Origin of the sequence: Krasilnikovia sp. M28-CT-15 (assembly GCF_047159595.1) — a bacterium.
GTDB lineage: Bacteria > Actinomycetota > Actinomycetes > Mycobacteriales > Micromonosporaceae > Actinoplanes.
In genome coordinates this window covers 1701675-1723550 of sequence record NZ_BAAGAK010000001.1, presented here as the reverse complement: position 1 = coordinate 1723550, position 21876 = coordinate 1701675, and the positions used below count along the sequence as shown (strand labels likewise).

14 protein-coding genes are annotated in these 21876 nt (G+C 72.0%); 3 read left to right on the top strand and 11 right to left on the bottom strand.

Features of this window, described 5'->3' with window-relative positions; all coding sequences use genetic code 11:
- The first annotated feature begins 101 nt into the window (after window positions 1–101).
- From ACMCNO_RS08225 to ACMCNO_RS08215, 3 genes are all read left to right on the top strand, one after another.
- The gene (locus tag ACMCNO_RS08225; RefSeq protein WP_412748805.1) at window positions 102–2096 is read left to right on the top strand and encodes a hypothetical protein; all 1995 of its coding nucleotides are present in this window, start codon (window positions 102–104) and stop codon (window positions 2094–2096) included.
- Window positions 2097–2127: 31 nt separating this feature from the next.
- Complete coding sequence (locus ACMCNO_RS08220) at window positions 2128–3774, top strand: hypothetical protein (RefSeq protein WP_412748804.1); 1647 nt, start codon at window positions 2128–2130, stop codon at window positions 3772–3774.
- Between the two features lie 408 nt (window positions 3775–4182).
- Window positions 4183–4404 carry a hypothetical protein gene (locus ACMCNO_RS08215; RefSeq protein ID WP_412748803.1) on the top strand — a complete coding sequence of 74 codons (222 nt, stop codon included), beginning with the start codon at window positions 4183–4185 and terminating at the stop codon, window positions 4402–4404.
- Window positions 4405–4410: 6 nt separating this feature from the next.
- Here the strand turns inward: ACMCNO_RS08215 and ACMCNO_RS08210 are convergent, their stop codons facing one another.
- From ACMCNO_RS08210 to ACMCNO_RS08160, 11 genes are all read right to left on the bottom strand, one after another.
- Window positions 4411–4944 carry a GNAT family N-acetyltransferase gene (locus tag ACMCNO_RS08210; RefSeq protein ID WP_412748802.1) on the bottom strand — a complete coding sequence of 178 codons (534 nt, stop codon included), beginning with the start codon at window positions 4942–4944 and terminating at the stop codon, window positions 4411–4413.
- Window positions 4945–4990: 46 nt separating this feature from the next.
- Window positions 4991–6847: a RiPP maturation radical SAM C-methyltransferase gene (locus tag ACMCNO_RS08205; RefSeq protein WP_412748801.1), complete on the bottom strand. Its 1857-nt coding sequence runs from the start codon at window positions 6845–6847 to the stop codon at window positions 4991–4993.
- A 53-nt stretch (window positions 6848–6900) separates the two neighbouring features.
- Window positions 6901–7140, bottom strand: a complete 240-nt coding sequence (locus ACMCNO_RS08200) for a hypothetical protein (protein WP_412748800.1) — start codon at window positions 7138–7140, stop codon at window positions 6901–6903.
- A gap of 15 nt (window positions 7141–7155) precedes the next feature.
- Window positions 7156–10011 carry a BTAD domain-containing putative transcriptional regulator gene (locus ACMCNO_RS08195; protein ID WP_412748799.1) on the bottom strand — a complete coding sequence of 952 codons (2856 nt, stop codon included), beginning with the start codon at window positions 10009–10011 and terminating at the stop codon, window positions 7156–7158.
- A 197-nt stretch (window positions 10012–10208) separates the two neighbouring features.
- Window positions 10209–11057: a thioesterase domain-containing protein gene (locus ACMCNO_RS08190; RefSeq protein ID WP_412748798.1), complete on the bottom strand. Its 849-nt coding sequence runs from the start codon at window positions 11055–11057 to the stop codon at window positions 10209–10211.
- Window positions 11058–11138: 81 nt separating this feature from the next.
- Window positions 11139–15218 carry a non-ribosomal peptide synthetase gene (locus ACMCNO_RS08185; protein WP_412748797.1) on the bottom strand — a complete coding sequence of 1360 codons (4080 nt, stop codon included), beginning with the start codon at window positions 15216–15218 and terminating at the stop codon, window positions 11139–11141.
- Window positions 15219–15270: 52 nt separating this feature from the next.
- The gene (locus ACMCNO_RS08180; protein WP_412748796.1) at window positions 15271–16611 is read right to left on the bottom strand and encodes an MFS transporter; all 1341 of its coding nucleotides are present in this window, start codon (window positions 16609–16611) and stop codon (window positions 15271–15273) included.
- Window positions 16612–16616: 5 nt separating this feature from the next.
- Complete coding sequence (locus ACMCNO_RS08175; RefSeq protein WP_412748795.1) at window positions 16617–17918, bottom strand: aspartate kinase; 1302 nt, start codon at window positions 17916–17918, stop codon at window positions 16617–16619.
- Window positions 17915–18772: a homoserine O-acetyltransferase/O-succinyltransferase family protein gene (locus tag ACMCNO_RS08170; RefSeq protein ID WP_412748794.1), complete on the bottom strand. Its 858-nt coding sequence runs from the start codon at window positions 18770–18772 to the stop codon at window positions 17915–17917. Before ACMCNO_RS08170 ends, ACMCNO_RS08175 begins: the two co-directional genes overlap by 4 nt.
- Entirely contained in the window at window positions 18772–20148 is a 1377-nt protein-coding gene (locus tag ACMCNO_RS08165) for an aspartate aminotransferase family protein (RefSeq protein WP_412748793.1), read from the bottom strand. Before ACMCNO_RS08165 ends, ACMCNO_RS08170 begins: the two co-directional genes overlap by 1 nt.
- 13 nt (window positions 20149–20161) lie before the next feature.
- Complete coding sequence (locus ACMCNO_RS08160) at window positions 20162–21505, bottom strand: lysine N(6)-hydroxylase/L-ornithine N(5)-oxygenase family protein (protein WP_412748792.1); 1344 nt, start codon at window positions 21503–21505, stop codon at window positions 20162–20164.
- Window positions 21506–21876 lie beyond the last annotated feature (371 nt).

The following is a 21876-nucleotide window of genomic DNA, read 5'->3' as shown; positions in this document are numbered from 1 at the left end:
GCCGCCGCTTCCGGGTGAATCTGGGCTCTGAATTTGCTCCGCAAAGGCGGGCGCGAGTAGGTATGCATGGCCGCTTTCTGCCCGCGGCTGAGGAGTGAATCGTGTTCTACGGCCGGGAGAAGCTGGAAGATCTGGTCACCGGCCTGGTCCGGGTCGACCGCGACCAGGCCGCACCCGGGGCCGCCGGACCGGTCGTCGCGCTGGAAGGCTCCGGCGGCTCCGGCCGCAGCGCCGCGCTCCGGTTCCTCGCCGACCAGCACGCCGCCGCGCTGCCGGTGGCCATCGTCGACGCGGTGACCGACGCGGCGAAGACGGACACCTTCGACGAGGTTTCGATCCTGCTGCTGACGGCCGCTGCGGAACTGGCCGACCCCCCGGCCGGTTTCGGCCGGATCCCGTTCCACCGCCTGTTTCTGGGCCATCTGGCACTGGCTCACCCGATCGACCCGGACGCCACCCCCGAGCAGCGGCATGCCGCCATGGCCGCCGCCCTCAAGAGCTACCGCAAGCGGCGCGCGGGCGCGGAACTGATCGGGCAGGTGCTGTCCGAAGTGGCCGCGGGCGCCCTGGATCATGCGGGGGCCAACGCCGTGCCGGGCCTCGGCGCGGCGTTGCGGCCGCTGACCACCGCCCTGACCCGGACCAGGTTGACCCGTGGCTCCGCGCTGAAGGACGCCGAACGCTGGTACGCGGACCAGTTGACCGACGGCCGCCGGACGCCCGCGGCCGCGCTGGCCCGCCTGCACCGGTGGTGGCAGTCCGAGGCAGCGCGAGGCCAGGTCGAGGAGATCCTGGTCCGCGCGTTCCTGGCGGATCTACGGGCGGCGGCCACGCGGCGCTTTCGCGGCTCCGGCTGGCGTCGCTGGCGCGCTGAGCTGCTCCTCGACAACGCGGACTGCCCGGCCGGGCAGCGGCTGCTGACGTTGCTCTGTGACACCCGCGCGGCGGCGCCCGCACCGTTGGTGGTGGTCGCCGCCAGCGGCGGCGAGCCGTTGCCCGCGCCGGTCGCCTGCGCGGCGGACGACAGCCGCGTGATGTCCGAGGCGGAGGCCGCCGGGCTCGGCCGGGACGAGTTGCACGCGCTGCAGTGGCTGCGGATCACCCTGCCGCCGCTGACGCGGGCCGAGACGGTCGCCGCCGTGGCCGACCGGGACATCTTCGACCAGGTCGGGGTGCACCGGGTCGCCCGGGTCACGCACCGGCTGGCCGACGGGCACCCGCTGGCCACCGTCCTCGTGCTGGACGCTCTCGGCCGCCAGACCGACCTGCTGCAGAACGTCGACAAGCTGCTGGACGGCGAGCCCGTCGACCCGGAGGTACACCGGGCCCGGTCGCTGGCCGACGAGATCCTGCTGGGGATGACCGAACGTACGCACGCGACGATCCGGCCCAGCGGCTCGTTCCGCGACACGTTCGTGGTGCTGGCCGCCGCGCGCGACCTGGAGGAGGCCGACCGGCTGACCCGTACGGATCATCTGGTGTCGGCGCGGGCGCACGACCTGCGCCTCGCGTTGAGTGACACGTTCTGGCCCCGGTCGGCGCCGGGCGGGGTGCGGCGCATGGCGGCCCCGGCGCGTTTCCTCGCGCTGCGCGAACTCGCCGCCCGACCGGAGGGCCACCCGCATTCCTGGGCGAAGGTTTTCCGTACGCTGCTGGCGCTGGCCGACCATGATGTGGCGACCGCCGCGCCGGAGAAGCTGCTCGACGCGCGCACGGCCGCGCTGCACTACCAGCTGGCCCTGGGCGAGGTCCACTCCGTCGCGGTCGCGCTGGCGCACCTGCTGCCGGGGCTGACCGCGCCCGCCTGGCTGGGCGTGCTCGACGACGTCGTGGCCACCCCCGATCCGCTGGACCCGCTCTCCGGTGCCGTCGACGACCTCGCCGGCTTCCTCGATCCCCTGGCGCTGGCCATCGGACGGCTGGTGGTGGCGTTGCGGCGGCTCGGCGACCCCCGGCTGACCGATGTGGACGTCGTCGCCGACCTGCGCCTGCTCGTCGCCGATCAGTACCGGGACGTGGCCCGGGCCGCCACCCACCAGTCGCGGGAGTACCGGAACCGGGCGGCCCGGTACGAGCTGCCCGACGACGAGCACTGATCACCCCCACCGTCACCGAAAGGGTGGACGCATGCCCGCCAGCACCACCGGCCGCCCAGGCCTGAGCCCGTCCCGGCCCCTGTGGAAGCGCCCCGTCGCGTGGATCATCCTCGTGGGCGTGCTGGCGGCGGCAGCGGCCGTCGCCGGGATACGCCTGCAGCCGCGCCACTGGAACGCCTGCCACGGCTTCTCCCGCGCCTACCTGCACGTGTGGTCCCGCGACGGCGACTGCATCGGGGTCACCGACGGCGCGCCCGAGATCGACGCGGCGTTCGGCGCGGAACTCGGGGGACGCTACCGCGCGCTGCTCGACGCCATCCACGCCGAGAACGAGCGGGCCGCGTCGGGCCGCGTCGACACCCCGGGCAGCGCGACCGACTGCACCAGCACCGCCGGGGACGCGGTCGACGTCGCCGCGCTCGCGCCGTGGCGTTCCGACCTGGCGGGTGGGCGCGCGTACCACCAGCTGCAGGGTATGTACGTCGCCCAGTGGCAGGCGAACCACCTGCGCCAGCCGGGCGGCTGCGTGCCGTTCATCCGGCTGCTGGTCGCCGACCCGGGGCGGGACATGAACGGGTGGGCCGAGGTGGTCGACGAACTGTCCACGTACGACCGGCTGGTCGCGGTGGTGGGGCTGGCGCTCAGCCGTACTCAGATGATCGAGGCGGCGCGGACGTTGAACGGCCGCGGCATCCCGGTGGTCGCGGATCTGGTCACCGCGGACGGATTCGACCGCAGCAACTTCGCGGGGGTCCCCGCCGTCTGCCACCCGCAGGGCGGCACCGGCAGCCTGACCCAGTTCTACCGGATCGCGTACCCGAACCAGCGGTACTTCGCGCAGCTCGGCGCCTATCTGGCGGGGGTGGGTCTGCTCGGGCGGGGCCGGGCCGTGCAGGTCACCCAAGCCGGGTACGACTCCGACCAGTTCGCCTGTACCAACGTCGAGCACGTCAACCGGCTGCTCGATCCCGCGCCCGATCCGATCATGTTCGAGCCGAGCGTCGACGGCAACGACGCGACCGGTCAGATCCTCACCAAGGTGGCGCCGATCTGCACCGATCCGGCCGTACGCACGGTGTTCTACACCGCCCGGGCGGTCGACCTGGCCAACTTCGTCCTGGCGCTGGACCGGGCGTGCCCGCGCGGCATCACGATCGCCGCGGGCACCGACGCCACCCGGCTGCTCACCCCGGAGCCGTCGCACGCGCTGGAGATGCAGCGCCGGGCCGCGCTCGAGGTGCTGCGTACCGGCACCGTCAAGGTGTTCTTCCCAGCCACCAACAGCGCCAGCCAGCTGGCGGGCACCACGGGTTTCGGCAATTTCAAGGCGGCCTTCGCCGGGGCGTTCGGGGGGAGCCCGCACGCGGAACTGTTCCCGTTCACCGACGCGGAGCTGGCCGACACGTGGATGGTCAACGCGCACGACGCGATGTTCGTGACCGCCGCCGCCGTGCATGCCCTGCACACCAACGGGCAGGCGTACGAGCCGGGGCACGTGGCCAGCAACCTCAGCAGCTTCGAGATCCCGGATGCGGCGCAGGGCACGCTGCGGTTCGACCGCAACGGCACCCGGGTGGGCACGCCCGTGGTGCTGCGGCTGTGCTCTGACGGGGTCGTACCGTCCACTCAGGTCGCGGTCGCGCGGCAGCCCGCATTGTGCCCGGGCGACCAGCGGTAGACCCGACGCTGCGCAAGCCTGATCGGTTACGGGACAAAGTAAACAAAGATTTTGCAATGGGACACATCCACGTCCGCCCATCTCGTCGGTAGGCTTACGACGGCGCTACGGATCGTCGGCCAGATGGTTACCCGGGGCTGAACACCGGTGTTGACGAACATCCGTCCGTGGCGTGTTGCGGCGGGCCCGCCGCGTGCCGCGCTGCCGGCATCCGGGAGGAGGGGCGGTCATGGCCAAGAAGACGAAGAAGTCCAAGAAGGGCAAGAAGAAGTAGGGACCGCGGGTCCCCGGCCCGGCGGAACGGCCCGCCGGACGGGGACCCGGTCCTGTCGATCGCAAGGGCCGACGCCGATTGCGCCAGATCGGTGAACCGGCGGCGGCGCTACCGGTGGTGGAGGTGGCAACCTGATGCACGACCAAGTTCTCGGCCTGCTCGATCAGCACCTGGCCGAACTACACGCCCTGCGCAGTGAACTGGCCCGTCAGCGCACCGTCGCGCCCGGCGAGCGATGGCAGGTGGCGGCAGCCACCGCCGGATCCGCCCGCCGCTACGCGAGGGCGCTGACCCTGATGCTCGGCGGCGACGACGCCGACGACGCCGAGCCCCGGCACATCGCGGCCACATCCTGAGGAGGGTCACTCCAGGGAGATCGTCGCCTCGTCGCGGAGCAGACCGTAGAGGACCATGTCGCGCCAGATGCCGTGCCGGAAACGGACCCCGCGCAGCAGCCCCTCCCGGCGGAAACCGATGCGTTCCAACGCGGTCTGCTCGGCGAGGTTGTCCGCGTCGGTCTGCGCCTCCAGCCGGTTGGCCGTCGTGTACCGCAGCAGATACTGCACCAGCATGCTCTGCGCCGCGGTGCCGTAGCCGCGGCCACGGTGCTCCGGCAGCAGAGCCAGGCCGATCTCGTAGCAGCCGCCGATCGGGCCGCCCCGGGTCTTGGCCTCCCAGCTGGCGATGCCGATCACGGTGTCGTCCGGGCGCACCACGGCCAGCGCCGCCGACTCCCGGCCGATGTAACCGTCCTTCTCCCAGCGGCGGCGGCGGGCGCGAGCGTCGATGAAACCCGCCCATTCGTACGGGCCCAGCGCGTCGGGGCTGGCGTCGAGCCGCTCCAGGAAGGGCAGGTCACTCTCGACGAACGGACGCAGGGCCAGCGAGTCTTGCATGCGCACCTCAGGGGATGGGCGGACGGATACGCGGACGATCAGGATGTCACCGCGGCACACCCGCGGGCAACGCCAGCGCGAGCGCCAGCGTCTCGTCGAGCACCAGCAGCCCCCGGCTCGCGAACTGCGCGAACGCCTCCTGGATCTGCGGCACGGTCAGGCTCCCACCCAGCCGCTCGTGCACCGCTGCCGCGGTGATGGGCCGGGCACTGCACGCGGTGTAGAGATCGGCCAGCGGACCCTCGAACGTGTACGTCCCCTCGGCACCCTCGCGGCGGGCGTCGTAGATCTGCACCAGTCCGGGCGACGACCAGAAGGTCAGCGCGGGGCGCCGCTCGGTGGACCAGAGCTCCGTCCAGGCCGAGAACTCCTTCAGCAACGGCTCGTACGCGCTGTGCGGCAGCGCGCCGGGCAGGTCGTACTCGAAGAAGTAGGCGGCCTTGCGGAGGTCGACCGACGCCGGGTAGACGTACCGGTAGCTGGCCTCCGGGGTCTTCGTCGGTGACTCGCTGAACAGCGGGCTGAACCGCTCGATCCACACCCGGCACGCGGCGGTCGGCGGCTGAAGGTGCACCAGGTGGGGCAGCATGGCGGCCTGATCCGCGTAGTCCTGCTCGGTCTCGCCGGGGAAACCCCACAACAGATTCCAGCCGACCTCGACGCCGTAGTAGCGCGCCCAGCGCAGCAGGTTGATGTTCTGCGCCGCGCGGGTGCCCTTGCGCATCAGCCGCAGCACGCGGGAACTCAATGATTCGATGCCCGGCTGGATCTGGTTGACCCCGCCATGCGCCAGGGCGCGGACCTGTTCGCGGGTCAGGTTCGCCTTGACCTCGTAGAAGATCTCGTAGTTGACGCCCTCGTCGGCCAGGACGGGGAACAGGTCCTTCAGATAGCCCATGTCGACGATGTTGTCGACGCCGAAGAAGCGGAAGCTGCGGTAGCGGCGGGCCTGCGTGACGAGTTCGTCGGCCATCCGCTGGGGCGACTTGGCCCGGAACGCCATCGTGGTGCCGTTGAGCCCGCAGAATGTGCAGTGGTGCTTCTCGCCCCACCAGCAGCCGCGCGACGACTCGAACGGGATTCGTACCGCACTGGGCCCCAGCTGCGGCAACAGGTGGAACCGGCGGGCCCGGTCGAAGTACTCGGTGTAGTCCGGTGCGGGCAGGTCGTCCAGCTGCCGCAGCGGCGGGGCGGGCGGCGTCGCCACGATCCCCTCGGCGGTCCGGCTGACCACGCCTGGCTCCCCGGCGGGCGGGAGACCCGCGACGAGGCGATCGAGCAGCCGCGGCAACGCCGAGTCGGCCTCGCCGACCACCGCGAGGTCGGCGCTGGGCACGGCACTGATCCACTCCGGTCCCATGACGCCGTCGAAGTTGGCGCCGCCGAAGACCGTGATCACCTGAGGGTTGCGCTGCTTCAGGCGGCGGGCCAGCGCGAACGACGCCGTGTTCTGCTGGAACGTGGAGGTGAACCCGACCACCCGGACGCCGTCCCAGATCGGGTCGGCGGCGAGCCGGTCGAGGTACGCGGGGACGTCGACGTCCCGGGCGCGCAGTAGCCGCTGCCGCCAGTCCGCGCCGCCGCCGTCACCCAGGTACGCGAGCTCGTCCGCGAAGTCGTCGAGCAGGCGATGTCCCTCGGTGTCCGGAGCGTCCGGGCCGAACGCCTCGACCGAGAACAGCCACTCGGCCACCAGGCGGGCCTTGCGTTCGCCGAGCCGCCGGTAGTAGGCGGCCCCGATCTGTGCGGCGAAGTCCAGGTTGGCGTGCAGGGTGCGTACCGGGAAGCCGTGTCGTTGCAGGATCGCCCCGAGCAGGCCGAGCTGGATGGACGGCCAGTCGATGTCCATGAACGGCATCGACACGAGCACCACCGGCCATTGGGCACGGCGGTCAGGATCCACCGGGAGCGGCACCCCCAGCGGATCCTTACCACTCAGCTGAATGGGTACGGGAGTCAATTGACGTCGCCGGGGACGACGATCCCGCTGCCCATACGGTTGATCTCCATGGCCGCGCCGGGCGTGTACGCGGCCTCGAACTGATCGCCGATCGACCCGCCGTGCTCGGTCCCGGCGACGCTCGCGCCGAGCGCCGCGCCCAGCACCGCCCCGGCCGCGAGACCACCGAGGCGAACGGCGGTGGAACGGCGCCCGGAAACGCCCGCCTTGTCCTTGCCCTTGTCCTTTTCAGACATTCTCCATCACCTTTCTTAAATGGGCCGTACCGGGATTTCTCCGGTCAACCTGTCCCGCAATTGAGCGGCCTGAGGATGACCGAGGTCGTCGAGGATCCCGCCGGCTTCCCGCCACAGGGCGCCGGCCGCGGCGTCGTCACCGGCGGCATGCCGGGTGTCCCCCAGCCGCAGCAGAGTCGTCGCCACCTCGTACCGGTCGCCGAGTCGCCGCCACAGCTCGAGCGCCCGCTCGTAGCTGGCCGTCGCCTCGGCGTAGTCACCGAGCTGGTGGCTGGCGAAGCCGAGGGTGTCCCACGTGTCCGCCTGGCCGGGATAGTCATCGGCCTCACCGTGCAGCGTCAGCGACTCCCGGCAGTAGCGCAGCGCGTCGGCGTAGTTGCCCAGGTTCGCGGAATACCGGCCGATCCAGTTCAGCGCATCCGCCTCACCGGAGCGGTCACCGGCCTCCCGGGACAGGTCCAGGGCAAGCCGGGCACTCTCCAGCGCGGCGCCGTGCTCGCCCTGACGATCCGCGAGGCGGCCCAGATCCAGGTGCAGCCGGGCGCTGTTGGCCAGGTCGCCCAACCGGTCGAACAGTTCGAGGGACTGCCGCGCGTGCCCGGTGGCCGCGTCGAGCCGGCCCTGCTGAAGCTGGGCCAGGCTGAGCAGGCGATGGGCCAGGGCCGCCCCGGCCAGGTCATGCATACGCGTGCAGGCCGCGAGCGCGGCGTGCAGGCACATCTCCCACACATCCCACTTGCCCTGGTAATTCAGAAACGCGGTGATGGTCCAGGTGAGCCGGCTGGCGTGCGCGGGGAAGCCCGCCTCGGTGGCGTGCGTGATCGCCTCCACCAGCACCGCCTGCTCGGCGGCGAACCACGACTTCGCCGCCTCGGTGTCCGTGAACGTCGTGACGGTCGCCGCGGGATCCGGCGGGTCGACCGCGGGCTGCTCCCGGTACGCATACAGCAGCCGGTCCGCGGCGCGGGCACTGTGCAGGTAGTGGTCGAGCACGCGGTGCGTCGCGGCGCGCCGCTCCGGCTCCGGGTCGAGGTCCTCCGCCTGCTCCGCCGCGTACGCCCGGAGCAGGTCGTGGAACGTGAACCGGCCCGGCGCCCGCTCCTCCAGCAGGTGCGCCCCGGACAGCTCGGTGAGCAGCCGCCGCACCCGCCGCACCGGCACCCCCGCGAGGCTGGCCGCCGCCGGGTAGGTGATCTCCGGGCCGGGATGCAGGCCGAGCAGCCGGAACAGCCGCGCCGCGTCATCGGTGAGCTGCTGGTACGACCACGAGAGCACGGCCCGGGCGTCGCCGCTCTCGGTCTCGCCCATGAACGCGTCCAGCCCGCCGGTCGCCTCGCGCAACTCGGCGGCCAGGGCGGACAGGCGGTGGTGCGGGAACGCGGCGGCGCGCGCCGCGACGATCGCCAGCGCCAGTGGCAGCCGGGCGCACATGGTGACCAGGTCGGTCACCGCGTGCGGTTCGGCGGCCGCCCGCTCGGCGCCGAACCGGCGGGCCAGCAGCAGCGCGGCCTCGTCGGCGGTCAGCAGATCCAGGGTCACCGGGACCGCGCCCGCCGCCACCAGCGCGGACAGGCGCCGGCGGCTGGTCACCACCGCGGCGCTGCCCGGGGTGCCCGGCAGCAGCGGCAGCACCTGCTCGGTGTCGCGGGCGTTGTCGAGCACCACCAGCACCCGGCGCCCGGCCAGCAGGCTGCGGAAGCTGGCCGCCCGGTCCGCGAGCGCGGCCGGAATCTGCTGGGCCGCCACCCCGAACGCCTCCAGGAAACCGCGCAGCACCTCGCCCGCCTCCATCGGGCTGCCGTGCGGGTCGAAGCCGCGCAGGTTGACGTAGAGCTGGCCGTCGGGGAAGTCGGGGGCCACCCGGTGCGCCCACTGCAGCGCCAGCGAGGTCTTGCCGACCCCGGCCGTCCCGGTGATCGCCGCGATCATCACGCTCTGGTCGCTGCCGGCCAGCTCAGTGAGCTGGTCCAGTTCGGCCGTACGGCCGGTGAAGTGGGCCAGGCCGTGCGGCAGCTGGGCGGGGCCGGGGGCGGACGCCGGGCGGGCAGCCGCGGCGGCGGGCGCCGCGGTGACCGGGGCGGTCCGCGGCACCTCCGCGTCACCGCTGAGAATCCGCTGGTGCAGGTGCTGCAACTCCGGGGTGGGGTCGATGCCCAGCTCGGACAGCAGGTGCTCGCGGGCCTCGTGGAACGCGGCCAGCGCCTCGGCCTGCCGCCCGTCGCGGTACAGCGCGCGCATGAGCAGGCCACGCAGCCGTTCCCGCAGCGGGTGAGCGGCCACCAGCGCGCGCAGTTCCGCCACGAGGTCGTTGTCGTCGCCCAGCGCCAGGTCGATCTCGATGCGCTCCTCGACCGCCACGATGCGCCGCTCCGCCAGCCGGTCGCGTTCGGCGTCCACCAGGGGGCTGCTCAGGCCGTCCAGCAGCGGGCCACGCCACAGCCCCAGCGCGTTGTGCAGGCGCTCGGCCGCGGTCGCCAGATCACCCGCGGCGCGCGCCGCCCGGGCCGCGGTGAAACCCCGGTCGAAACGTTCCAGATCAAGAAAATCGGGGGGAATGGACAGCAGATATCCCGCATCCGTCCAGGAAAGAACCTGCGAACGAGATCGCGCCGAGCGGACCGGGTCGAGCACCTGACGCAGCCCGGACACGTGTTTCTGCAGCAGATTAACCGCGTAAGTCGGAGCGTCGGCTCCCCAGACCGCGGCGATGAGCTGCTCACGGCCGATCGGGCGGTTCGCATGCAGCGCCAGCGCGCCCAGAACCACCCGTTGTTTGATCGAACCGAGAGGCACCAGGTCCTCCCCGTGCCAGGCCTGCAGCTGGCCAAGGACGTCGAGGCGGACCGGCGCGTCGCGCCGGCTGCTCACCACGGCCGCTCGCCCGCCATTGGAATGCCAACTCCAATTGTTAACACGCTCGCGCCGCCCCCGAAACGAACAGAAAGGTCGATTGTAGACGGTGCGCACCAAGGATTTATCGGACCGGAGACCCGGTCGATTACTCATCAATGAGTAACTATCCCATGTCGGGTCCAGTCGGTCCGGCGAGGGTCGGGTGTCCGACCGACTCACGTCACCATCTCGCTTATCGCCGCCGCGGCCGCGGTCACCGCAGGCAGGTGCAGACAGCCGTAGTGCCCGGCGGTGGTGGACAACTCACGGACCCCGCCCTGGAAGCGACCCCGCCAATACGGTGCCCAGTCCTGCGAGCCGTGCGCCGAGACGACCATCGCGGGCGCGGCGAGTTGCCCCTCCGCCCGGTATCCGGACAGCGCCGCGGCCTGGGCGACGAAGACGGCATACCAGCGTTCGAGGTCACCGAGCAGGGTGTCGGGCGGGGCGGGGCACCCGGCGAGACGGTCGGCCAGCAGGGTCAGCTGCTGCGCGGCCGACAGCTGCGGCAGGCTGCGGGCGGGGCGGCCCAGGCCCCGCAGGACCTCACCGACGAACAGGCCCGCGAGATCGTCCGTCGGGTCGGGCCGCCACCGGGCGAGCCGGAACGGCGAGTCGACCAGCACCACCAGCGCGACCTCGGCGCCCGCCGTCTCCAGCCGGCGGGCGGTCTCGTACGCGACGATCCCCCCGGTCGACCACCCGATCAACCGGTACGGGCCGTCCGGCTGGGCCAGCCGGACCAGGTCGACGTTGCGGGTGACGATGTCGTCCAGACAGGTCAGCGGCGCCGCCCCGCGGTGCAGGCCGCCCGCCTCGATGCCCCGGACCCGGCAGCATCCGTCGAGGCTGTGCGCCAGCGCCGCGTACTCGTGGACCGTGCCGCCCACCGCGGGCAGCGCGAACGCGGAGACCGGCCCGGTGGTCCCGAACGTCACCACCGGACCCGGCTCCGCCGGCCCGCCACCATGGCGAAGCAGCCCCAACCGGGCGGTCAACGCCGCCCACTGTGCATCGCCGCCCATGGATCAGGTCCCTCCCGCAGGGCCGCCCCGGCACCTGGCCGGGGCGGCGAGCCGTCGTCGCAACGCCTTAGAGCACCGGGCTCACGCCAGGTACTCGCGCAGCATCGCGGCCAGGGCCTCCACCCCCGGCGGCTGCAGGAACGAGTAGTGGTCGCCCGCCACCCGCCGGTACGCGGTGTCGGCGGCGAGCACCTCACGCCAGTGCGGGGTGAAGTCGTACGACTGCTCCGCCGTGACGACCAGGGTGCGGGCGGTCGCCGGGCGGGGCCGGTAGCCCGCGATGATCCGGGTCTGGTCCCGGAAGACCGCGAACCGCCGCTCGATCTCGGCCCGCGCCGTCTCGGCGTCACCGGAGCCGTTGGTGAGCTTGTCCGCCAGCCACGCCAGCTGCCCGGCCACATCGCCCGCGTCCGGCGCCTCGGTGACCTCGGGGCCCAGGGCCCGGGCCGCGTCGATCACGAACTGGCGCGCGGCGTCGAAGTCGGACAGGCCGGTCAGGTCGGCCGGTTCGCTCGGCGAGTCGAGCAGCGCCACGAACGCCACCTCTGCGCCCGCGGCCTCCAGCCGCCGGGCCATCTCCAGGGCAACCAGCCCACCCATCGACCAACCGCCCAGCCGGTACGGCCCCTCGGGCTGCGCCGCCCGGATCTCGGCGACGTACCGGGTGACCATCTCGTCGAGATCGGCCGGGCCCACGCCGGGGTCGGCGGCACTGATGCCGTACAGCCGCAGCGAGTCGTCGAGCGCGGCGGCCAGCCGGGCGTACCCGTAGACCGTGCCGCCGACCGCGTGGACCAGGAAGAACGGCTTGTCCTGCGGGCCGTCGTTCATCGCCACGACCTTGCTGGTCACCGGCGCCGGGCCGGACGGCCTGGCCTGGGCCATGTCGTCGGAGAGCTGCTCCAGCTCGTCGAGGTCGATGTCGTCGAGCCTGGTGTCCTCCAGACCGTGCTGGTCGCGCAGCACCTCGGTCAGCTGCGCCGGGGTCGGCGCCAGGAAGATCGCCGAGACGTCCGAGTCGACCGCCAGCTCCTTGCGCAGCTGGGCGATCAGCTGCATGGCCTGCAGGGAGTTCCCGCCGAGGTCGAAGAAGCTGTCCTCGACGCCGACCCGCTCGCGGCGCAGCAGGCCCGCGAACATGTCCACCAGCATCGTCTCGATCAGCGTGCGCGGCGCGACGTAGCCCGCGTCGTCGCCCGAGTCCTCGGGCTCGGGCAGCTTGCTGCGGTCCACCTTGCCGTTGGCGTTGAGCGGGAAGACGTCCAGCACCACGATGTGCGCGGGCACCATGAACACCGGCATCCGGGAGGACATGTGCACCCGCAGGTCGGTGGTGTCCACGGCGGGCCGGTCCGCGTCGCCGCGGACGTAGCCGACCAGCTGCTTCTGCCCGGCGCCGTCCTCGCGGACCACCACCAGGGCCTGCGCCACCGACGGGTGCTCCGCCAGCACGGCCTCGATCTCGCCCAGCTCGACCCGCAGGCCGCGGATCTTCACCTGGTCGTCGGAGCGGCCCAGATACTGCAGGTTGCCGTCGGGCAGGCGGCGGGCCACGTCACCGGTCTTGTACAGCCGGGCCTGCGGGTCGTCGCTGAACGGGTCGCGGATGAACTTCTCCGCGGTCAGCTCCGGCCGGTTCAGGTAGCCGCGGGCCACCCCGGCGCCGCCGAGGTGCAGCTCGCCGGGTACGCCCACCGGCACCGGGTTGAGGTGCTTGTCCAGCACGTACGCGGTGTAGTTGGGCAGCGGCAGGCCGATCGGCGGCGGGTCCAGCAGCGAATCCGCGTGGCATTCGGCCATGGTCGAGCCGACCGTGGTCTCCGTCGGGCCGTACCCGTTGATGAACTGCATGCCGGGCCGCGCCCACTTGCGCACCAGCGCCGAGGAGAACGCCTCCCCACCGGCGATGACCACCCGGATCGCGGGGAACTCCTCGTCGGCCAGCAGGTTGAGCACCGCGGGCGGCAGGCACATGAAGGTGATGCCCGCGCCGCGGATCAGCTCGGCCAGCCGCGGCGGCGACAGCAGCGTCTCGCTGCGGCCCATCACCAGGGTGGCACCCGACAGCAGCGCCCCGAACATGTCCAGCACGGACACGTCGAAGTTCAGCGAGGCGAACTGCAGCACCTTGTCGCCCAGCCCGAGCGGCCAGTGCTCGATCTCGCCGGTGGCGAAGTTGACCGCCTGCCGGTGCTCGACCACCACACCCTTCGGGCGGCCGGTCGACCCGGAGGTGTAGATGACGTACGCCGCGTTCGCGGGCGTGGCCGCCGGCTCCAGGTTGGCGCCGTCGAGGGTGGCCAGGTCGGCCCAGTCCCGGTCGAGGGAGACCACGACCGCGCCCTCGACGGGCAGCGACGGCTCGCTCTCGTCGTCGGCGACGACGACCGGCATGTGCGCGTCCTCCAGCATGAAGGCCAGCCGGTCCGCCGGGTACTGCGGGTCCAGCGGCACGTAGCCGCCGCCCGCCTTGAGGATGCCCATGATCCCGGCGAGGCGGCGCACCGTGCGCTGGGTGCACACGCCGACCAGCACCTCCGGGCCGACGCCGAGCTCACGCAGTCGCCGCGCGATGCGGTTGGCCTGCGCGTTCAGCTCCGCGTACGTGACCTGCTCGTCGTCGAGCTGCACCGCGACCGCGTCGGGGGTCGCCGCGACCTGCGCCTCGAACTTCTCGTGCAGGCACCAGGACGGGTAGTCGGCCCGGGTGGCGTTCCACTCGTGGATCTCCCGGCGCAGCTCCGCCTCGGTGAGGATGGGAAACTGCGACAGCGGCCGGGACGGGTCCGCGACCAGGCCTTCCAGCAGCACCCGGAAGTGGCCCAGCATCCGGCGCACGGTCGCCGGGTCGAACAGGGCGGTCGCGTACGAGGCGCCGACCAGCAGGCGGCCCTCGTCCTCGACGCTGGAGACCAGCAGGTCGAACTTGGCGGCGGTGACCGGCAGCTCCTCGGTCTCCCAGGACAGGCCACCCGCGCGCAGGTCGTGGCGCTGGTTCTCGGCCAGCATGAAGCCCACCTGGAACAGCGGGTGGCGGCTGGCGTCACGGGGCGCCCGCACGGCGTCCACGATGGACGCGAACGGCAGCTCCTGGTGGCCGTACGCGCCGACCGTGGCGGTGCGGATGCGCTGCAGCACCTCGCCGAACGCGGGGTCCCCGGACAGGTCGCCGCGCACCGGCAGCGTGTTGACCAGGTAGCCGATCAGCGGGGCCAGCTCGGGGCGGGTGCGGTTGGCGCTGACCGTGCCGACCACGATGTCGTCCTGCCCGCTGTAGCGGTGCAGCAGCACGTGGAACGCGGCCATCAGCGTGACGAACAGCGTGGCACCCTCGCGGCGGCCGAGCGCCTTGAGCCCGTCCAGCACGTCACCAGGGATCTCGATGGACTCGGCGGCACCGTCGTACGTCTGCACCAGCGGACGCGCCCGGTCGGTGGGCAGCTGGAGCACCGGCGCACCGTCGAGGTTGGTGCGCCAGTACTCCTGCAACTCCTCCAGGGCCTGGCCCTGGAGCCGGTCCCGCTCCCACACCGCGTAGTCGGCGAACTGGATCGGCAGCTCGGTCAGCTGCGCAGGGCGGCCCACGACCCGGGCCTCGTACAGGGCGCTGAGCTCCTGCACCAGCACGCCGAACGACCAGCCGTCGAAGACGGTGTGGTGCACCGTGATGACCAGGACGTGCTGCTCAGCGTCCAGCTTCACCAGCCGCAGCCGCAGCAGCGGGCCGTGTTCCAGCGTGAACGGGCGGGTCGCCTCCTGTGCCGCCTCCTGCTGGTAGCGCTGCTGGCGCTCGCCATCGGGCAGCCCGGTCAGATCGGTGAGCGGCAGCTTGACCTCGGCCGGCTCGTCGATCACCTGCACCGCGCGCCCGTCTCGGGCGACCAGCCGGGTGCGCAGCGACTCGTGCCGGGCGATCAGCGTGTTCACCGCCGCCTGCAGGGCGGCCAGGTCGAGCTGTCCGGTCAGCTGCACCGCCCCCGCGATGTTGTATGTCGCCAGGCCCGGTGCCAGCTGGTCGATGAACCACAGCTGTTCCTGCCCGAACGACACCGGAATGTCCACGAGTCCGGTCGCGCGACGGGGGATTCCCGTCGCCCCCTTGTCGGCCCGGCCCTGGCGCAGGCGGGCCGCCAGGAGCGCCCGCTGAGAGTCAGACAACATGCTGTGTCACCCAGTTCCTTCCGTATCGATCAGCCATGTCATGTCAGCCCTGTCATGGCCGACGGGTGTTTCCGTCATTCGTGGCCGACCCGGCCAGGGCGGTGTTGTCCGCTCCCGGCTCCGGATCGGCGGGGTGGTCGGGGATTGCGGTGAGCCGGAACACCGGCGAGAACAGCAGCCAGGCCAGCGGCGAGGCGACCCCGAGCACCCCGACCACCAGGGCGGCCCACGGCCCGAAGAGCCCGGCGAGAGAGCCGCCGAGGAAAGCGCCCAGCGGGACCGTGCCGAACAGCAGCAGGCGGTAGCTCGCGTTCATGCGGCCGAGCAGGTGGTCCGGGGTCACCGACTGGCGCAGCGTCAACGCGTTGACGTTGAAGATGGCCAGATTCGCGCCGAGGACCGCCAGGGACACGCCGAGCACCACCAGCGATGCCGGGCCCGAGTCGCGCGGCACCAGCAGCAGCAGCGGCGCCACGCAGGCCAGCACGGTCGACCAGCGCAAAGTCGCGCCGATGCCGAGCGTCGTCCGGATCCGGTTCGCGGTCAGCGCGCCGGCCAGTGCCCCGACCGACCCGGCGCTCACCACCAGACCCAGCGGGCTGGGGCCGATGCCGAGCACCCGCACCAGATACACCAGCAGCACGGTGATCACGACGTTCTGGAACAGGTTGAACGTCGCCGACTGGGTGGCCAGGTGCTTGAGGATCGGGTTGCCGAAGACCGCCCGCAGCCCCTCGGCGATCGAGGCGCGCACGGACGTGCGTTCCTCGGGTGCCGCGGGCGCCGCCTCCGGCTTGCGGATGCTGCTCAACGCCGCCGCCGAGGCCAGGAACGACACCGCGTCGATAGCCAGCGCGATCGGCGCAGTCAGCACCCCGACCAGGAACCCGGCCAGGCCGGGACCGGCGATCCCGGCGATCGAGTAGCTGGTGGCGATCTTGCTGTTGGCCTCGCCGAGGTCGCGGCGCTCCACCAGCCCGGGCACATAGGACAGGATGCCGACGTCGAACAGCACGGTCAGGATCCCGGCCCCGAAGGCGATCGCGTACAGCCATGGGATGGAGAGCACGTGCAGCAGGCTCGCCACCGGGACCAGGCCGATCAGTACGGCCCGGCCCAGGTTGGCGACGATCAGGGTGGGCCGCCGCCGGCGCCGGTCGAACCACACCCCCGCGAACAGCGACAGCAGCACGAACGGGGCGTAGCGGGCCACGTTCAGCAGGCCCACCTCGAACGCGCTGGCGTGCAGGGTGAGGATCGCGACCAGCGGCAGCGCCAGGTCGGTGACCTGGGAGCCGAGCAGCGATACGGTCTCACCGCCCCAGACCTTGACGAAGTCCGGGTTACGCCAGACCGTCGTGGTCTGCCGCGCGGGTGTGTCGGCGGCGGTCACCCCGGTCAGCCCCGTTCCCCGTCGCCGCCGGCACCGGCGGTGGCCAGCGCGGCGGGCGCGGCGGGAGCGACCGGCACGGCCGGTGCGACCGGCGCGGCATCCAGGCCGAACTCGTCGTGCAGCAGGGTCGCGGCGCGGTCCACCAGGTCCATCCCGACGTGCGCCGAGACCCGGCCGGGCGTGCTGGTGACCAGTTGTGGTGCGATGCCACCGCGCTCCAGCGCGGCCAGCATCCGGGCGCTGATCTCCGGCCGGTTGCCGACCGCCGGGCACACCACGCTGACGCTGCCGAGGTCGTCGCGGACGTCGACCGCCACGCCCGCGTCCGCGAGCGCGGCGACGACGTCCGGGACCTCCGAGCCGGGCGCGGTGAACCGCAGCCGGTCGGTGTCCGGGATGATGGAACCGACGGCGGACCCCCGTCGAGCCAGCGCCCCCGAAACGGTCGCCGGGGACAGACCCCGCACCGTGTACACCGGATCCCGGCGCCGGTGCGCCACCCCGGTGATCCTCGCCTGCTCAAACACCGTCGCTCCCCTTCTGATCCAAGTGCCCTCCGTCGTGGTGAAGGTGGAGCGCACGTGTATGTCGACCTCGTGCGCGGCGGCGAGTTCCACCGCGCGCGTCTGCAGTACCTGGGCGCCCGCCTCGGCGAGCTGGAGCATTTCCTCGTGACCGAGGCTGTCCAGCTGCCGTGCGCCGGGCACCACCCGGGGGTCGGCGGTGAACACCCCGGTGACGTCGGTGAAGATGTCGCACTGCCGCAGGCCCAGCGCGGCGGCCAGCGCGATCGCCGAGGCGTCGGAGCCGCCGCGGCCCAGCGTGGTCACGTCGCCCCCCGCCGACATCCCCTGATAGCCGGTGACCAGCACGATCAGGCCGTCGTCGAGGGCCTGCGCCACCCGCTGCGGGTCCATCTGCCACAGGCTGGCGTTGCCGTGCGCGTCGTCGGTGCGGAACCCGGCCTGCAGGCCGTTGAAGGAGATGGCCCGCTCCCCCAGCTCGTGCACGGCCATCGCGGTCAGCGCGCAGGAGACCGACTCGCCGACCGACAGCAGGGCGTCCAGCTCCCGCGACTGCGGACGGGCGGCCATCTCGTACGCCAGCCGCACCAGGTCGTCGGTGGTGTCGCCCATGGCCGACAGCACCGCGACGACCTGAACACCCTGGCGGTGCGCCGCGACCAGGCGCCGGGCCACCGCCCGCAGCTTCTCCGGGTCGGCCACGGAGCTGCCGCCGAACTTCCACACCACCCGCCGCGGCACGCTCGGTGCCGCGGACGGGGCGGGTGCCAAGGCGGTGCTCATCGCGCGGCCATCCGTTGGTGGACCAGGCGTTCGTGGACGAGGCGCACCCAGCTGGCGAAGAAGATCAGGCTGTGGCTGCGCCAGAGGTTCACCGGGTGGGTCAGGTCGACGTTGGCCGGTGGGCGCACGTCGGTCAGGCCCGCGCCCAGGTCGCGGTGGTATTCGTCGGCCAGCCGGTCGCCCGCGTACTCGGGGTGGCCGATGTGCATGACCACGCCGTGGTCGAGGGACTCGGCGATGACCGTGCCCGCCTCGGCGGACCGGGCCACCGCCCGCACGGTGCCGCTCGAGTCGAGCGCGTCGTCGTCGAACCCGGCGTAGCGGCTGTGCGTCGACCAGAAGCGGTCGTCCAGGACCGCGGCGATGGGCCCGTCGTCCACCAGCCGGTCGGTCTCGTAGATGCCGGAGACCTTCACCGGGTACGTCGTCTTGGGCAGCCCGTACAGCAGGTGGGCCACGGCCAGGGCGCCCCAGCACAGCCCGAGCACGGGGGTGCCCGCCTCGGCGGTGCGCTGCACGATCGGCGCCAGTTCCGGCAGGAACCGCACGTCTTCGTACGGCAGGTGCTCGACGGCCGCGCCGGTGACGATCAGCGCGTCCAGGGGCGCGTCGGCGATGGCGTCGGCGTGCCGGACGTACTGGGCCGCGATGTGGGCGGGGTCGTCGAGGGAGAACCTGCGCTCGTTGAGCCGGATCCACACCGGCTCGAACGGACGGGCCGCGGACAGCTGCGGCAGCAGCCACTGCTCGTACTGCTGGGCGTGCGGCATCAGGTTGACGATCCCGATCCGCGGGGTGCGCTGCGGCTCGGCGGTGAGCAGGCCGGTGTCCCGGTGGGCGAGGGCCGCGGTCATCACGCCACCGCCGTCAGGTCGTCCTGCACGGCACGGGCCGCGTCGCGCATGATGGCGACGGCCTCGTCGACCGTCTCCGCGGGGACGTTGAGCGCGGGCAGCAGCCGCACCACGCAGTCCTCGCGGCCGCCGATCTCGACGATCAGCCCGCGCCGCAGCGCCTCCCGCTGGAACCGGGACGCCACCTCGGACGCGCTGGCCGTGCCGCGGCCGGACATCTCCATGCCCAGCATCAGGCCGCGGCCCCGGACATCGCTGACCAGCGTGGTGTCGATCTGAATCTGCCGCAGCCCCGCCATCAGCTGGGCGCTGCGCTCCCGCACCTGCGCCAGCACGTTGTCGCGGGCGAGCACGTCCAGGAACGCGTTGGCGCTGGCGAAGGCCAGGTTGTTGCCCCGGAACGTGCCGATGTGGCTGCCGGGCGTCCACACGTCCAGCCGCTCGTTGTACATGATCACCGAGACCGGCAGGCCCATCCCGGACAGGCCCTTGGAGGCCACGATCACGTCCGGTTCGATCCCGTACTGCTCGAACGAGAACCAGGTGCCGGTACGGCCGCAGCCGGTCTGCACCTCGTCGACGATCAGCGGGATGTCCAGGCTCTTGGCCAGCTCCGCGATGCGCCGCACGAACGGCACCGGCGCGGGGATCGACCCGCCCTCGCCCTGGACCAGCTCCATGATGATCGCGGCGGGCTTCTGGATGCCGCCGTGCGTGTCGTTGAGCGTGTTCGCCAGGAACTCGGCGCAGTTGGTGACGCAGGTGTCCGGGGTCAGGCTCAGCGGGCACCGGTGGCAGTAGCCGTACGGTGCGAAGTGGACACCGGGCAGCAGGTTCGTCAGGCCGGTCTTCGGCGCGGTCTCCGAGGTCATCGACATCGCGGCGTGGGTGGAGCCGTGGTACGACCCCTGGAACGCGACGACCGTGCCCCGCCCGGTGGCCTTCTTGCACAGCTTGATCGCGGCCTCGACGCCGTCGGCGCCGGTCGGGCCGCAGAAGTGCATCTTCATCGAGCCGCGCATCGGCTCGGGCAGCATGCCGAGCTGGCGGCGCTTGAACTCCTCCCGCACCGGGGTGGGCATGTCCAGGCCGTGGGTCAGCTTGGTGAGCTGGCCCTGGACCGCCGTGATCAGGTCGGGGTGGTTGTGGCCCAGCGCCAGCACCCCGGCGCCGGTGAGGAAGTCGATGTAGCGCCGGCCGTCGACGTCGGTGATGTACGAGCCCGACGCCTCACCGATGGCCACCGGCAGGCGGCGCGGGTAGGTACGGGCGTTGGACTCGGTCCTGGACTGGTGGTCCAACAGTTCCCGGCCGATCGGTCCGGGCTCGCCGAGGTCGACGGCGGGCGCGGCCGGTGCCGCTGCCAAGGTCTGCATGTCGGGGTCTCCTCTATCGGGTCGCGGCGAGACTCGCGGCACCGACCAGGTCGGTGGCGGGCGTCGCGCCCTCGGTGGCGGAAAGGCGCTGGCGAAGGCTGTCCACGATGGCCTGCGAACGCAGGGCGAGCAGGCTGAACGAGCCGGCGTCGCCAAGGCCGTGGGTGGACTCGCACAGGCCGTTGATGTAGATCGGCGGCGCGCCGCGACCTCCCGTGCTGTTCTCCACGCGGTAGTCGAAGCCGACCGACAGGCCGGTCTCGGGGTCGACGGCCAGCACGTCGGCGACCTCCCGCAGCAGGGGCGGAAGCTGCTCGGTGCGGCCCTTGGTGCCCAGGTCGCGGTAGCCGGTGGCGAGGACCACCCGGTCGACGGTGAGCTGCTCCTGCTCGCCGGTGATCCGCTCGGTCAGGTCCAGGGTCACCCCGGCGCCGTCCTGGTGCGCCGCGGTGATCAGCCGGTTGCCCCGCATGGTGACCCGCTGCCGGCCGTCCAGCTCGTCCTCGTACATCTTCGTGTAGAGGGTGTCGATGACGTCGCGGTCGGCGGCGGAGTAGTTGGTGGGGCGCAGCAGGTCGCGCAGCCGCTGCTTGCCGTCCTCGGAGGCGCGGTAGTAGTAGTCGACGAACTCCGGGAAGTAGACCTCCTCGGAGAACGGGCTGGTGTCCTTGAGCCGGTAGCCGTAGCCCGACATGACGTTGACGATGCGGGCGGCCGGGAACCGGCCCATCAGGTCGAGGATGACCTCGATGGCGCTCTGGCTGGCACCCACCACCGCGAGGGTGCCCGCGAAGTCGCGGTCCAGGTCGGCGATGCCGGGCAGGAATCGCGAGGTGTGCGCGACCTGCGGAAACGGCAGGGCCTCGAACACCGGCGGGACGTACGGGCTGCGCCCGGGCGCGACCACGGCCGAGCGGCCCAGATAGCGGTGGCCGTCGGCGGTGCGCACCTCGACCGGGTTCGCGCCGGTCGACGCGTCGGCGTCGGCAAGCCGGATCGAGGTGACGTACTGGCCGTAGTCCACGTCGGCGGGCACGGTCTCCGCGACCCACTTGACGTACCCGGCGTACTCCTTGCGCAGTGGGTGGTGCCCGGGCAGGTTCAGGTGCTTGAAGAGGCGGCCGTGCTCGTGCAGGTAGTTGATGAAGGTGTAGCGGCTGCGCGGGTTGCGCGGCGTGACCAGGTCGCGGCTCGGATGGTTCTGGATGTCGGCACCGTCGAGCATCATCGCCGGCTGCCAGCAGGGCGCGGGCTCGCGCTCCACGAACTTGACGCGGGCGTCCGGCCACAGTTCGTCGAGCGCGACGGCGAGCGCGATGTTCGCCGGTCCGAATCCGACACAAAGGACGTCGTACACGAATGTCTCCCTCAGCTGAATCGACCGCGGTGACGGGCCTCGGCCCGTCTCCCCGACGCGGTGGCCCCCGGTCTTCCATCCTCAGGATGGGGTTGGAGTCCGTGCTGGACTGGCGGCTGGACTTCCGTTGGACGGCCGCCTGGACAGCGCCGAACGCCATCCTCGATGGGTATCCAAATAGTCCGGCGAGCAGATATCCAATTCCGGCGGTAACGGCATTCTTCCGGCGCTTGGCATCCAAGCGGAATGGTTCATGGAGCACGGTGGACAAGCACCCTGGCAGCGATGTATATCCATTAGGGCCCGACAGAAAGGCGACATCGACGGACGGCCGAAACCGTCGATGCATCTGGTACGGTCGATGGGCGTCG

Coding starts and splice junctions, on each gene's coding strand:
- ACMCNO_RS08220 (WP_412748804.1), top strand. CDS start 2,128: ATGCCCGCCAGCACCACCGGCCGCCCAGGCCTGAGCCCGTCCCGGCCC.
- ACMCNO_RS08215 (WP_412748803.1), top strand. CDS start 4,183: ATGCACGACCAAGTTCTCGGCCTGCTCGATCAGCACCTGGCCGAACTA.
- ACMCNO_RS08210 (WP_412748802.1), bottom strand. CDS start 4,944: ATGCAAGACTCGCTGGCCCTGCGTCCGTTCGTCGAGAGTGACCTGCCC.
- ACMCNO_RS08200 (WP_412748800.1), bottom strand. CDS start 7,140: ATGTCTGAAAAGGACAAGGGCAAGGACAAGGCGGGCGTTTCCGGGCGC.
- ACMCNO_RS08190 (WP_412748798.1), bottom strand. CDS start 11,057: ATGGGCGGCGATGCACAGTGGGCGGCGTTGACCGCCCGGTTGGGGCTG.
- ACMCNO_RS08185 (WP_412748797.1), bottom strand. CDS start 15,218: ATGTTGTCTGACTCTCAGCGGGCGCTCCTGGCGGCCCGCCTGCGCCAG.
- ACMCNO_RS08175 (WP_412748795.1), bottom strand. CDS start 17,918: ATGAGCACCGCCTTGGCACCCGCCCCGTCCGCGGCACCGAGCGTGCCG.
- ACMCNO_RS08170 (WP_412748794.1), bottom strand. CDS start 18,772: ATGACCGCGGCCCTCGCCCACCGGGACACCGGCCTGCTCACCGCCGAG.
- ACMCNO_RS08165 (WP_412748793.1), bottom strand. CDS start 20,148: ATGCAGACCTTGGCAGCGGCACCGGCCGCGCCCGCCGTCGACCTCGGC.